The following is a 12999-nucleotide window of genomic DNA, read 5'->3' as shown; positions in this document are numbered from 1 at the left end:
TTCACTCCGGTGGATGGCCGCTGCGCGGTTCGCGAGCAAGCTCGCTCCTACGATCCCCGTTCAGGGGCGGTAGCCTTGGGCCAGCAACCAGCTGCGTATCAGCCGATTCTGGTCCGGGCTCAGTTGCGCCAGGGCCTGGGCCGCCCCCTGGCTGCGCAAACGGCGCAACAGCGGCGCCAGTTCCACGCCCTGTACATGCCAGATGCCCAGGGGCTGGTCCGGGGTGATCACCACTTCGGCTTCATCCACCAGGCCGTCGCGCAGCACCGGGGCGCGCTCGATGCGCAAGGCCGAAAAGTCCACGGCACGGTGCGCCGGCTGGCAATCCGGCCACTGCCGGCGGGCCTGCCAGAACGGCTGCTCGGGCCAGCGTTGCTCGTCGGCGTAGAAGTCCCGGCCGATGCGCGCAAAACGCAGGAACAACTGTTCCACCCGATGCCCGTGAAAACGCTGCGCCAGCGCTGCACGTTGCGGCTGCTGCAACAGGGTGTTGATCACCGCCGGGGCCTGCAACGCCGAGGACAGGGATTGGAAAATGCCGTTGCCGGATAAAGGGTCCACGGCCATGGCTGCATCGCCGACCCGCAGCCAGTTCGCGCCACAGGCCTGGGGGTTGAGGATCGCCGTGCTGCTGCGGGCATGCAGGTGCAATTGCTGCTCCTGGCCACCGGCAAAGAATTCCCGGGCCATGGCCGAGCCCAGGCGGCGCTGGCGACAGTACTCCAGCAACTGCGCCTTGCCCGGCAGCCCGGCGCTCTCCACATCCAGGGTCAGCTGCCAGTAGCACTGGCCGTCCTCGCGCCGGGCCATCCAGGCCCAGCCGTCCTCCAGGCTGTGCACCGCGCTGGCGGCGCTGCCGCCAGGGCCCTGCCAGCGGTTGAGCAGGCTGACGGTTTCCGGGCCGCGCAGGCCCTTGCCGCCCCCCTGGCGCAAGGCTTTGTCCAGCACCGGCGCCTGCCGGCCACGGGCCTCCACCAGGAACTCACCGCGCATCTCGCCCTGCCCTTGCACCTGGACCCGATGCCCAGCCTTGCTGGACTGTACCCCCAGCACCCGGCCCTCGATCAGCTTGACCTGCGCTTCGCGCAAGGCCTCCCGCAGGCCGCGGTCGAAGGCCGGGCGATCCAGCAGGTATTCGATATTCTGCGCATGTTCTGCACCGTTCCATGCCACCCGCCGCTGGGACGGTTGCAGGGCCTGGGCCAGCGCCTGTTCCAGGCCGGCACCGCGCAAGGCTTCAAGCACCCGCAGCGAGACCCCTTCCAGGGCCGGAAAGCGTCGCCAGTCGCTGACCAGGGTCACCGGGTAGCCGAGGCGGCGCAGCCCCAGGGCCACTGCGGCCCCGGCCGGCCCCGCGCCGAGGATCAGGATGGTGTGCATGGCTGTTGCCGGCGTTCCGGCCCCTGGTAGTGGGCGTTGTCCTGCAGCCACTGCCGGACCTGGGCCTTGTCGGCTTGCGGCTGGGCACCCAGGTAGGCCGCGATATGCCCGCTCAGGGCCGCGCACCCCAGGCTGGCGCCGGATTGCCCCGGGCTGCTGCCGCGCACGCAGGCGGCGAAATCAGCCTGGGCGGTGTTCAGCCATGACCACTGCTGCGCGCTGCATCGCGCATCGCCGGTGACGCGCAGCACCCCGGGGTAACTGGCCGGAAACACCGCCTCGCCCTGGGCCGGGCTGGATGCGCACAACAGCACTCCGCGGGCCTCGGCCGCGGCACAGGCCTGGCGCAGCAGGTCGCGATCCTGGCGCAGGCCCAGGCTCAGGTTGATCAGGCGCACGTCCTGCGCAAGCAACCAGTGCAGCGCGGCGCTGACTTGCGCGGCGCTGGTGACTGCGCGCCGGTCGAACACCTGGGCCACATAAACCTGCGCCGTCGGCGCGCGCTGGCCGATGGCCTCGATGATCGCGCTGCCATGGCCCAGGGCGTCTTCCTGCAAGGGGCCCTGGCCTATCCCTTCGGGCTGCAGGAAGAAGCGTCGTCCGCCCGCCACCCGCTGATGGGCGGCATGGCCGCTGTCGATCACGCCGATGCGCAGCTCAGGCTTCATGGGCCACCTCCAGCGCATGCAGTACGCCATCGCGCAATTCGAAGCGCAGTTCGGCATCGGCCAGGGTCGAGGGTCGGTGGCTGATGAGGATCCGCGTGCGCCCGGCGAACAGGTGGTCGATGGCCTCGATCACCTCGCGCTCGGTGGCCTCGTCCACCGCCGAAGTGGCTTCGTCCAGCACCAGGATCATCGGGTCCTGGAGCAATGCGCGGGCAATGGCGATGCGTTGTTTCTGGCCGCCGGACAATTGCTGGCCGCGCTCCCCCAGGGGGCTGTCCAGGCCTTCGGGCAGGGACTCGATCAGCCCTTGCAACTGCGCCAGCCGCGCCACCTCGGCCACGGCTTCGCGGCTGGCATCGGGCACGCTGTAGGCCAGGTTGTCCGCCAGGCTGCCGCGAAACAGCACGATATCCTGGCTGACCACCGCCACCCGCCGGCGCAACTGCGCCAGGTCCAGCTGGCGCAGGTCGACGCCGCCCAGCAGCACCTGCCCGGACTGCGGGTCGTGATGGCGCTGCAACAGGTCGATGAGCGTGCTTTTGCCTGCGCCCGAGGTGCCGCTGAGGGCCACTTTGCGACCGTAGGGAATACGCGCCTCGATGCCCTGCAGGGTCGAGCCGCGGCCCGGGTGGCAAAAGTGCACTGCGTGAAAATGCAGCTCGCCCTGCTCCGGCACCGGCAGCGGCGCCTCGGGGTTGCTGATGCCCGGTTCCTCGCCACGCAGCTCCATGACCCGGCCCAGGCTCACGGTCATGCGCTGGATCGCCACATACAGGCCCAACAGGCTCTGCACCGGGCCCACCGCCATGCCCAGGTAGGTGGAAAAGGCAATCAGCGCCCCCAGTTGCCAGGTGCCCTGTACCACCCAGTAGCCGCCGATCAGGAAGGCGCAGGCCCGGGACAACGAGGTCAGGGTACCGGGCACCGCCTGGGTGAAGAACTCGGTGACTTGCAGTTTCAGCAGCTGTTGCAGGTAGCCCTGGCCAAGGCCATCCAGGCGCCGGGCCTCGCGCTGCTGCTGGCCGGCGCTCTGGATGAACTTCATCACCGGCAGGGTTTCCACCATGAACGAGGACATGTCCGCCGAACGCTCGCGCAACTGGCGCACATCGCGCTCCACCTTGCGCCGCATCCAGCGCAGCCAGAGCACGTCCAGGGGGATCAGCACCAGGGCCAGCAGCGACAGTTGCCAGGACAGGGTCAGGAGCATGGCCAGGGCGACGACAAGACCGATCACGCTGGACACGGCGGAGAACAATGAATCCACGGCAAAGCGCTGGATCTCCGCCACATCGCCATCCAGGCGCGACATCAGGTCGCCGATCCGCCGCTGGCCGTAGAAGCTCGGCGACAGGCGCTGCAGATGCCGATAGAGGTCGTCGCGCAGGGCGAACAGGATGCGCCCGGACAAGCGCGTGTGCAGGTAGCGGTTGACCCCGGAGAGCACGGTGCCCAGCAGCCCGGCGCCGATCATCAGCGCGGCGATCAGCACCAGCCGCGGGAAGTCCCGGGCCAGCAGGCCGTCGTCGATCAGCAGCTTGGTCAGCCAGGGCTGCACCAGCACCAGCAGGGAAGCGCACACCGACAGCCCCAGCAGGCCGCCGATGGCCAGCCGATGGGGCCGCACGAAACTGTAGAGCCAGCCCAGGGCGGCACTCAGGGCCTGGGGGTCGCGGCTGTCCACCAGCCGGGTGATCAGGCGCCGCATCAGGCACGCAACTGTTTGAGCTTGCGGTACAGGGTCGCGCGGCTGATGCCCAGGGCGTCCGCTGCCGCCGAGACATTGCCCTGGTGGTTGTCCAGAGCACTGCGGATCAGCTCCAGCTCATTCTCGCGGATGCTCCCGGTCTGCGGTCGGGCACTGGCATTGAGGTCGTCGAGCATGCTGTCGGGCAGGTGCTCCAGGCCGATGTGGCACTCACCGTCTTCGCGCAGGGCCAGGGCTGTGCGCAGGACCATCTCCAGCTGGCGGATATTGCCCGGCCAGTGGTAGTCCGCCAGCAGCCGACGCAGCTCATCGCTGAGGCTCACCTGGGCGCCACCGAGCTTGGCCAGCAAGCTGTCCACCAGGGGCTGCAGGTCTTCGCGTTCGCGCAGGGCCGGCAACAGCACGCTGATGCCGTTGACCCGGTAGAACAGGTCTTCGCGAAAAGCCTTGTCCTGCACCTGCTGCTTGAGGTCGCGGTGGGTGGCGCAGATCAGGGCGATGTCGATGTCCTGTTCTTCGCCGGCCCCCAGGGGCGCCACCTTGCGGTCCTGCAGCACGCGCAGCAGGCGGGCTTGCAGGGCCAGGGGCATGTCGCCGATCTCATCGAGGAACAGGGTGCCGCCGTGGGCCTGTTGCAGGCGCCCGATCATGCCGCCACGACGCGAGCCGGTGAAGGCGCCTTCGCGATAGCCGAACAGTTCCGACTCGATCAGGCCTTCGGGGATCGCCGCGCAGTTGACTGCGACAAAGGGTTTCTCGGCGCGGCTGCCGGCGCGGTGCAGGGCCCGGGCCAGGACTTCCTTGCCGGTGCCCGTTTCGCCCAGTAGCAACACCGGCAGGTCATTGGCCAGGCCCTGACGGGCCATGCGCAAGGTGCGGGCGTAACGGCTGTTGCCCCCGGCCAGGGCTTCCAGGTCCTGGGGCATGGCTGCGGCTTTCGGAGCGCTGCGTGGCGCGCGGTGCAGGTTGAGCGCTGGCTGCGGCGCCCGCAGGGCCTTGTAGAACAGCTCGCCCTTGGCGGTTTGCAGGCTGCCCACGGCGCCCTGTTGCAGGCGTGCGAGCAGTTGCAGGCCATCGACCCCGAGGAACTCTTCGCAGCGCCGGCCCACCAGGGCAGCGCGCGGGGTGTTGAGCAACTGGCAGGCCTGGCCGCTGACCGCGAGGATCTGCCCGCCCAGGCTCAGGGCCAGCAGCCCCTGCCACGGTGATTCGAGGTATTGCCGGCGGCTGTGGAAGGCCAGGACGATCTGCTCCGGGTAGGTGGCATGGAACACCCGGGCTTCGATCTGGCTGACCGCCATGGCCAGCAGCGCGGTGCTGTCCTGGGCCCGGCCCAGGGGGCCTTCGCGGGTCAGGTCGAGTACGCCCAGAATCTCGCCCTGGGGGCACTGGATGGGCACCGAGGTGCAGGAAAAATGGCTGAGACGGTCCAGGTAGTGCTCGCCGCAGTCGATCAGGGTCGGCCGGGCCTCCACCAGGGCCGTGCCCAGGGCGTTGGTGCCGCGGGTGGCTTCGCTCCAGCAAGCGCCAAGGGTGATGTCCTGCACGCCGCTGTCCTTGAGACGGTCGGCGCGGCCTTCGATGGCCAGGATGGTGGCGTCGGCATTGGCCAGGATGATCATCCCGTCCTTGCCCTGATGCTGGCTCAGATAGTCGATGGCCGGGATCGCCGCGTCCAGCAACAGGCGGTTGCTGGCCAGCAGCACTTCGAGGCTGGCGCTGGATTCCAGGGTCAGTTGGTGCTGGCTGCCAAAGTGCACGCCATGGCTGAGGCTGCGCCGCCATGAGGCATCGATTTCCGCACGCAGAACCCCGTCGGGGATCTGGCCTTCCAGGTGCAGCCGTTCCCGGGCCAGCCGGGCTTCGTGTTGCTGCTCACCCTTTATTGTTTTTATAAGAGTCATCAAGCGCTCCGAATCGGTCCGCCCGCTGCATCCCGCTCCACTCCCTTGGATTGCGCGAAGCACGCAAGCCGTGGTCAATGTCTACACCGGGTTCAGGGGGCAGTAAAGGGGCTTTGCCCGGATCATCGGGCAGCCCTGCATTGCTTACCCTGTCATTGGAGATCAAGCAAAACCTGCGCCAGTGGAACGGGCGCTCGAGCATCTTGACGTTAACGTAAAGCAAATGGCAAGTACCGCACGCCCCCTCCCGTTGGCCCTGGCCTGCCAGCGAAGAGGGCCCCGAGACGAGCACAGGGCTTAAGACCCCTTCGCCGGCAGGCCGGCTCCTAAGACCAATGCATGCCAGCTTGTGCAGGAGCTGGCTTGCCAGCGAACGAGGGCCTTTAGTCGGGAGCAAGGCGTGAGGACCCTTTCGCGGGCAAGCCGGCTCCTGCGAGCGGGCGGGGCTGGTGGTGCCTACAGGGCCCAGGCGCCAGAGTCTGCGAAAAAGGCGCGGGCGTTGTCTTCCAGGCTTTCCAGGTGATAGCCGCCTTCCTGGACGATCAGGCACGGCAGGCCCAGGCTGCGGATTCGCTGGCCAAGGATGGCGAAGCCGTCCCGGGTCACTGCCACCTTGCTCTGCGGGTCGAGTTCATAGATATCGAACCCCAAAGACAGCACCAGCACCTCGGCATCGAACGCCTTCACCGCCACCAGGGCCTGTTCCAGACGGGCGAGGAAATCCCCTTCGCTGGCGCCATGGGCCATCGGCAGGTTGAGGTTGTAGCCCTCCCCCGCCCCGGCGCCACGCTCCTCGGCGAACCCGGCCACCCCCGGGTAGAAGTTGGTCGGGTCGCCGTGCACCGAGACATACAGCACATCGGCGCGCTCGTAGAAGATTTCCTGGATGCCCTGGCCGTGGTGCATGTCGGTGTCCAGCACCGCCACCCGGGCGTATTTGTCCCGCAGGACCTGGGCGGCGATCGCCGCATTGTTCAGGTAGCAGAAGCCCCCGGCCGCCTCGGACCGGGCGTGGTGGCCCGGCGGGCGGCACAAGGCGTAGGCCGCCGGCTCACCGTCGAGCAACGCCTGGGCCCCGGCGACGGCACTTTGCGCCGACCAGTAGGCTGCACGCCAAGTCGACTCACCCACCGGGCAACTGCCGTCGGCCAGGTAGCACGCGGCCTGGGCCAGGACCCCGCGCAGGGCATTGGGCTCACGCACGAAGATGTTGGACATCACCTCATCGCCCCAGTCTTCGGGGATGTCCTTCCAGCCCTGGTGCGCATCCTGCAGGAACGCCAAGTACGGCGTGCCGTGTACCGCCAGCAACGGTGCCATCCCGGCATCCCGTGGCTGCTCGACGGCAAAACCCAGGGAGTGTGCGGCCTGCACCAGGCGCTGGGCGCGCTCCGGCACCTCCTGGGGTATGCGCATCTGGCCGCGCGAGTAGTAGCTGCGTGGATGGTGGAGCAACTGTTCGGGGTGGAAAAAACTGCGCATGACCTTCTCCTTATTCAACCTGGCCGGCACGGGCCAGCACGGCGTTAAGCAATACATCGGCGCCCTGGCGCACGTCCTCGGGCAACACATCTTCGGCTTCGTTGTGGCTCAGGCCACCGACACAGGGAATGAACACCATGGCCGTCGGGCAATAGCGGGCCAGCAAGATGGCGTCGTGGCCAGCGCCGCTGACGATGGACTGCTGAGGGTAGCCCAGGCCATCCACCGCCTGCTGCACCGCCGCCACGCACTCGGCATCAAATGGCGTGGCCGGGCTGACCCAGTGCCGGCTGATACTGACCTTGAGCCCGCGCTGGCCGGCGATGGCCTGCAGGCGTTCCTCGACCTGCTGCTCCATGGCGGCGATCTGCCGATCCTGGTGGTGGCGCAGGTCGACGGTGAAGCTCAACAGGCCGGGAATGGTATTGCGCGACGACTTGGCGATGCTCAGCTCACCCACGGTGGTCAGGCCCTGGGGGGCAAAATCCGCTGCCAACTGCTCCACTGCAAGAATCATCTGCGCCGCGCCGTACAGCGCATCCTTGCGTAGCGGCATCGGCGTGGTGCCAGCGTGGGCCGCCAGGCCTTCGACCTGCACATCGAGCCAGCAGATGGCCTGGCCGCCGCTGACCACGCCGATGCTCTTGGCGTTGTCTTCAAGGATCGGGCCCTGTTCGATATGGGCTTCGAAGTAGGCATCCACCGCTGCGCCCAGGGGCCGGCTGCCGGCATAACCGGTGCGCTGCAGTGCCTGGGCGACGCTGATGCCATCGGCGTCACGCACCGCCAGGGCGGCGTCCAGGGCCATGACCCCGGTGAACACCGCCGAGCCGAACATCGCCGGGGTGAAACGCGCGCCCTCCTCATTGGTCCAGACCGCCACTTCCAGGGGCTTGCGGGTCTGGATCCCGAGGTCATTGAGCGTGCGTACCACTTCCAATCCGGCCAGCACACCGTAGACCCCATCAAAGCGCCCGCCTTCGGGCTGGGTGTCCAGGTGGCTGCCCATCATCACCGGGGCAGCGTCCGGGTCGCTACCTGGGCGCCGGGCAAACAGGTTGCCAATGGGGTCGACGCTCAGGCTCATGCCGGCCTCGGTGCACCAGTGGGCAAACAGTTCGCGACCGGCCCGGTCTTCATCGCTCAAGGCCAGGCGGCAGTTGCCGCCACGGGCCGTGGCACCGATTTCGGCCATGGCCATCAGGCTCGCCCAGAGGCGCTGGCCATTGATTTTCAACATCATCAGATTCTCCAGACAATCAGGCGTGGGATGCCATTTCCAGGCGATGGGCGTGAGCGTGCCAGCGTGCCAGGGCCAGCACGCAGATCAGCGAAACGGCAGCGATCAGGCTGTAGAACACCGCCATCGGCCACCATTGGCCAATAAACCGATGGGCCAGCCAGGTGCCGATCAGCGGGGTCAGGCCGCCGGCCAGGGCACCGCAGACCTGATAGGCCAGGGAGATCGCGGTGTAGCGCACCCGGGTCTCGAACATGCCGCTGACGTAACCGGCGATCACCGCATAGAAGGAAGCCATGCACACCACCGCCAGGGCGATGCCGAGGATCATCAGCGGCGCCTGCCCGGAACTCACCAGCACGAACATCGGATAGGGCGAGGCCATGGCCAACAGCGACACCAGGCAGAGAAAGCGCGTGGCACCGATTTTCTCGGCGGTCCAGGCGGCCAGGGGCTGGATGCAGAACTGGATGAGCGCCACCACGAACAGGCATTCAAGGATCAGTGAACGGGGTATCTCCAACTGCTGGGTGGTGTAGGCAATCATGAAGGTGTTGGTGAAATACACCCCGGCAATCCCCAGGGTGTTGGCGCCGATGCACAGCAGCAAGGGACGCCAGGCGGTGCGCAGCACCTCCATTACCGGAGCCTGCTCCTTGCGTAGCGACCTGGCCGCCAGCTCGCGACTGGCGAGGAACTCCGGCGACTCGTTGACCCCCAGGCGAATCGCCAGGCCCACCAGCAGCAACAGCGCACTGGCCAGGAACGGCAGGCGCCAGCCCCAGCTCATCAGGGCGTCCTCGGGCAGGCGGGTCACGGCGCTGAAGGCCAGCAGCGAAAGGATCAGCCCCGCCGGGCTGCCCAGCTGGGCGAAAGACGCGAAGAAGTTGCGCCGGCCCTTGGGCGCGTGCTCGCCGGCCATCAACACCGCCCCGCCCCACTCACCGCCCACGGCAATGCCCTGGACGATGCGCAGCAGGATCAGCAGCACCGGCGCCAGGGCACCGATCTGTGCATAAGTTGGCAGCAGGCCGATGCAGACCGTGACCACGCCCATCATCAGCAGGGTGATGACCAGGGATTTCTTGCGGCCGATGCGGTCGCCGATATGGCCAAAGATGATGCCCCCCAAAGGTCGGGCGAAGAAGCCCACGGCAAAGGTGCCGAAGGCGGCCATGGTGCTGAACAGCTTGTCGTCGGAGGGGAAGAACAAGGCACCGAACACCAGCGCCGCGGCGGTGGCGTAGATGTAGAAGTCGTACCATTCGATCATGGTGCCGATAAAGGCGGCGGCCGCAGCCCGGCGAGGCTGAGGCGAAGCGGAAGGCTTCATGGTTGGCTCCCTTGATTATTTTTTTGGCAGGAGGAAGGGTCGGGCGCAGGGGCTTCTGCTGGCACCTGTCTGGGGTGGATTTATCCGTTCCGGGGGATAATTAGTCAATTTTCTATTGGTTATCTCGATTATTATACTGGCTTATTATTCAGCTACAGCCCGAACCAGAGCCCCTGCCATGTCCGACCGCGATGCCCGCCGCCTGCTCAACGACCGCCTCGACTGGAACCTGTTGCGCACCTTTCGGGTGATTGGCCAGGAGCTGAGCATCAGCCGTGCAGCGGCGCGCCTGCACTTGACCCAGCCGGCGGTCAGCCAGGCCCTCAAGCGCCTGGAAGAACAACTGGGCCGGCAGTTGATCGCCCGGCGCGGCCCACGCTTTGCCCTGACCGAAGTGGGTGAGCAGATCTTCGCACTGGCCGGAGAGATCTACGGCCAGATGTCCCAGGTCAGCAGCATGCTGGAACAGCCCGCCGACGAAGTGATCGGCAAAGTGCGGCTGTTGATCATCAGCCGGATCTTCAGCGAACGCTTCGATGACTTCCTGGCCGACTTCCATCGTCAGCACCCGCGGGTCGATCTGGAGGTGGAAGTGATGCGCAGCTCGGACATCGTCAGCGCCCTGCAGGAGAAGACCGCGACTCTGGGCCTGAGCCTTAATCGGCGGCCACAGCCACGCCTGGAACAACGGCTGTTCCTGCGGCAGCGCTACGCATTTTTTTGCGGCAAGCATCACCCGCTATTCGGGCGTCAGGACGTGGCCCAGGGCGATCTGCAGCGGGAGAACTTCGTCAGTTTCACCAGCGACCAGATCGGCGGCATGCTCTCGCCGCTGACCATCTTCCGTGACCAGCAGGGCTTCAGCGGACGCATCGTCGCCTCCTCGCCGAGCCTGGAGGAAGTACGGCGCCTGGTGATCGCCGGGTTTGGCATCGGCTGCCTGCCGGAGCATGTGGTGGCCGCCGATGTCGACGCCAGGCTGCTGTGGCGCCTGCCGCCACACGAAGGCATTGCCGATGTCGACATTCACCTGCTGTGGAACCGCGAGCAGCGCATGAGCCGGGCCGAGGTACTGTTTCTGCAGAGCATCCAGCACATGCTCAGTCAGCATGAGCCGGCGCCGGGTAGCCTGATGTTGAAATGATTCAGACGTGAGGATCGCCAGGGGCCTTGGCCGGGGCTGCGTACTGCGGCTTGAGGTGGCCGTTCTGGTCCAGTAGCCAGGCGTCCATGATCTGCCGCACCACGGGGCCGGCCACCCGACCACCGGCTTCGCCGTTCTCGATCATCACCGAAATCACGATCTGTGGATGCTCCGCCGGGGCGAAGCCCACGAACAGGGCGTTGTCACGGTTGCGCTCGCGGGTCTTGAGACGGTCATAGCGCTCTCCCTGCTTGATCGCCACCACCTGGGCCGTACCACTCTTGCCGGCGATGCGGTACTGCGCCCCGGCTGCCGCGGCGCGGGCGATACCGCGGGGATCGTGCATCACCATCTGCATGCCGTGGTTGACCTGATCCCAGTCACGGGGATTCTTCAGCAGGATGTTGGGCATCGGATGCTCGTCCACCGGGGCCACGCCATCGATGGTCTTGGCCAGGTGCGGACGGTTCCACACGCCCTTGTTGGCAATCAGCGCGGTGGCCTGGGCCAGTTGCAGCGGCGTGACTTGCATATAGCCCTGGCCGATGCCGAGGATCACGGTTTCCCCCGGGAACCATGGCTGGCGACGGGTGGCGCGTTTCCAGGCCTGGGAGGGCATCAGGCCGGGAGACTCTTCGAACATGTCCAGAGAGACCTTCTCGCCCAGACCGAACATCGCCATGTAGTCGTGCAGGCGGTCGATGCCGAGCTTGTGCGCCAGGTCATAGAAGTAGGTGTCGTTGGAACGCATGATCGCTGCGTCCATGTCCACCCAGCCATCGCCGCTGTGGTTCCAGTTGCGGTACTTGTGGTCGAAGTCCGGCAGTTGGTAATAGCCCGGATCGAAGACCCGGGTCGAAGCGGTAACCACGCCGCTATCGAGGCCGGCAATCGCCACTTCCGGCTTGATGGTGGAGCCCGGCGCGTAGAGGCCCCGCAGCACTCGGTTGAACAGGGGCCGGTCGATGGAGTCGTGCAGCGCAGCGTATTCCTTGAAACTGATACCGGTGACGAACAGGTTGGGGTCGAAACTTGGCTTGCTGACCATGGCCAGGACTTCGCCGGTGGCCGGGTCCAGGGCCACCACGGAACCACGGCGATCGCCCAGGGCCTCCTCAGCGGCTTCCTGGAGCTTGATGTCCAGGCTCAGGACGATGCTCTTCCCAGGGATCGGATCGGTGTGCTTGAGCACTCTCATCACCCGGCCCTGGGCGTTGGTTTCTACTTCCTCATAGCCGACATGACCGTGCAGTTCGGCTTCGTAGAATTTCTCGATGCCGGTCTTGCCGATGGATTGGGTGCCACGGTACTCCACCGAATCCAGGGTCTTGGCTTCTTTCTCGTTGATCCGCCCGACGTAACCGATGGAGTGGGCAAAGTGTGCGCCCAGGGGATAGTGGCGGACGAACTGGGCTTCCACGTCCAGGCCGGGCAACCGGTATTCGTTGACCGCGAGCACGGCGATCTGCTCTTCGGTGAGCTCATAGAACAGGGTCACGGGGACGAAGGGATGACGGGCCTGCTTCATCTCCTTGTCGAACAGCGTGCGGTCTTCCGGGGGCAAGTGCAGCAGATCGACCACGGTGTCCAGCTCGCCCTTGAGGTCGGTGGTGCGTTCGCGAGTGATCGTCAGGTTGAAGCTGGGGCGGTTGTCCGCCAGGACCACTCCGTTGCGGTCGTAGATCAGCCCCCGGGTGGGAGTGATCGGCAGCACATGGACGCGGTTGTTCTCGGAAACGGTGGAGTGGTAGTCGAACTCCACCACTTGCAGAAAATACATCCGCGCCACCAGGGCGCAGGTGATGGCCACCACCAATACGGCACAGGCCAGCAGCCGTTTGTTGACCAGACGGCTTTCTTTCTCGTGGTCCTTGATCGGAATCGCTTCGGGCATTGCTACAGCTTCTCGGTGAATAGAGGTCGACGCTGTTCCGTGCGGATGAACTCAAGTCCTTTAAAAAGAGCTGCACCATACCAAAAACCACCCACGGACTTTGAGGGGATTTCCATCGCGGCTGATCAATGGCGCCTTGGCGGCTACTTGGATAGCGCAAGTTTTTCCACGCGCAAAAACAAAACCCCAACTGCATGTGCAGTTGGGGTTTCGGAATTTAATCTTGACGATGACCTACTCTCACAT

Annotated in this window: 9 protein-coding genes; 1 reads left to right on the top strand and 8 read right to left on the bottom strand. The window is 66.1% G+C overall.

From position 1 onward, the window contains the following. Positions 1-60: 60 nt before the first annotated feature. The 7 genes from qhpG to ACUXVH_RS28900 all read right to left on the bottom strand — a co-directional run bounded on the left by qhpG (position 61) and on the right by ACUXVH_RS28900 (position 9715). Complete coding sequence (gene qhpG / locus ACUXVH_RS28930) at positions 61-1380, bottom strand: flavin-dependent monooxygenase QhpG (RefSeq protein ID WP_445496555.1); 1320 nt, start codon at positions 1378-1380, stop codon at positions 61-63. Then, positions 1365-2048: a subtilisin-like serine protease QhpE gene (qhpE, locus tag ACUXVH_RS28925; protein WP_445496553.1), complete on the bottom strand. Its 684-nt coding sequence runs from the start codon at positions 2046-2048 to the stop codon at positions 1365-1367. Before qhpE ends, qhpG begins: the two co-directional genes overlap by 16 nt. Further along, positions 2038-3756 carry an ABC transporter ATP-binding protein gene (locus tag ACUXVH_RS28920; RefSeq protein WP_019094086.1) on the bottom strand — a complete coding sequence of 573 codons (1719 nt, stop codon included), beginning with the start codon at positions 3754-3756 and terminating at the stop codon, positions 2038-2040. The genes qhpE and ACUXVH_RS28920 overlap by 11 nt, the downstream gene beginning before the upstream one ends. After that, on the bottom strand, positions 3756-5660 hold the full coding sequence (locus tag ACUXVH_RS28915; protein ID WP_015636456.1) for a sigma-54-dependent Fis family transcriptional regulator: 1905 nt from the start codon (positions 5658-5660) through the stop codon (positions 3756-3758). Before ACUXVH_RS28915 ends, ACUXVH_RS28920 begins: the two co-directional genes overlap by 1 nt. 456 nt (positions 5661-6116) lie before the next feature. Next, the gene (locus ACUXVH_RS28910) at positions 6117-7142 is read right to left on the bottom strand and encodes a histone deacetylase family protein (RefSeq protein ID WP_065363153.1); all 1026 of its coding nucleotides are present in this window, start codon (positions 7140-7142) and stop codon (positions 6117-6119) included. A 10-nt stretch (positions 7143-7152) separates the two neighbouring features. Beyond that, positions 7153-8382 carry a Zn-dependent hydrolase gene (locus ACUXVH_RS28905; protein ID WP_065364680.1) on the bottom strand — a complete coding sequence of 410 codons (1230 nt, stop codon included), beginning with the start codon at positions 8380-8382 and terminating at the stop codon, positions 7153-7155. Positions 8383-8401: 19 nt separating this feature from the next. Then, entirely contained in the window at positions 8402-9715 is a 1314-nt protein-coding gene (locus tag ACUXVH_RS28900) for an MFS transporter (protein ID WP_065363152.1), read from the bottom strand. 178 nt (positions 9716-9893) lie between these two features. On the opposite strand from ACUXVH_RS28900, the gene ACUXVH_RS28895 reads away from it, so the two are divergent. Further along, a complete protein-coding gene (locus ACUXVH_RS28895) occupies positions 9894-10859 on the top strand; it encodes a LysR family transcriptional regulator (protein ID WP_065363151.1) in 966 nt (321 codons plus the stop codon). A 1-nt stretch (position 10860) separates the two neighbouring features. On the opposite strand, the gene mrdA is transcribed toward ACUXVH_RS28895, so the two are convergent. Then, positions 10861-12753 (bottom strand): penicillin-binding protein 2, encoded by a 1893-nt coding sequence (gene mrdA, locus ACUXVH_RS28890; RefSeq protein ID WP_011062421.1) that lies wholly within the window; start codon positions 12751-12753, stop codon positions 10861-10863. Positions 12754-12999 lie beyond the last annotated feature (246 nt).

Source organism: Pseudomonas sp. 8(2025), from assembly GCF_052665325.1.
Note: the sequence above shows the minus strand (reverse complement) of the source record. Positions and strands in the feature narration are given on the sequence as shown.

What these genes read in the sequence shown, in the direction of transcription:
- ACUXVH_RS28900 (WP_065363152.1), bottom strand. Translation starts at nt 9,715, where the DNA reads ATGAAGCCTTCCGCTTCGCCTCAGCCTCGCCGGGCTGCGGCCGCCGCC.
- ACUXVH_RS28905 (WP_065364680.1), bottom strand. Translation starts at nt 8,382, where the DNA reads ATGTTGAAAATCAATGGCCAGCGCCTCTGGGCGAGCCTGATGGCCATG.
- mrdA (WP_011062421.1), bottom strand. Translation starts at nt 12,753, where the DNA reads ATGCCCGAAGCGATTCCGATCAAGGACCACGAGAAAGAAAGCCGTCTG.
- qhpE (WP_445496553.1), bottom strand. Translation starts at nt 2,048, where the DNA reads ATGAAGCCTGAGCTGCGCATCGGCGTGATCGACAGCGGCCATGCCGCC.
- ACUXVH_RS28920 (WP_019094086.1), bottom strand. Translation starts at nt 3,756, where the DNA reads ATGCGGCGCCTGATCACCCGGCTGGTGGACAGCCGCGACCCCCAGGCC.
- ACUXVH_RS28910 (WP_065363153.1), bottom strand. Translation starts at nt 7,142, where the DNA reads ATGCGCAGTTTTTTCCACCCCGAACAGTTGCTCCACCATCCACGCAGC.
- ACUXVH_RS28895 (WP_065363151.1), top strand. Translation starts at nt 9,894, where the DNA reads ATGTCCGACCGCGATGCCCGCCGCCTGCTCAACGACCGCCTCGACTGG.
- qhpG (WP_445496555.1), bottom strand. Translation starts at nt 1,380, where the DNA reads ATGCACACCATCCTGATCCTCGGCGCGGGGCCGGCCGGGGCCGCAGTG.
- ACUXVH_RS28915 (WP_015636456.1), bottom strand. Translation starts at nt 5,660, where the DNA reads ATGACTCTTATAAAAACAATAAAGGGTGAGCAGCAACACGAAGCCCGG.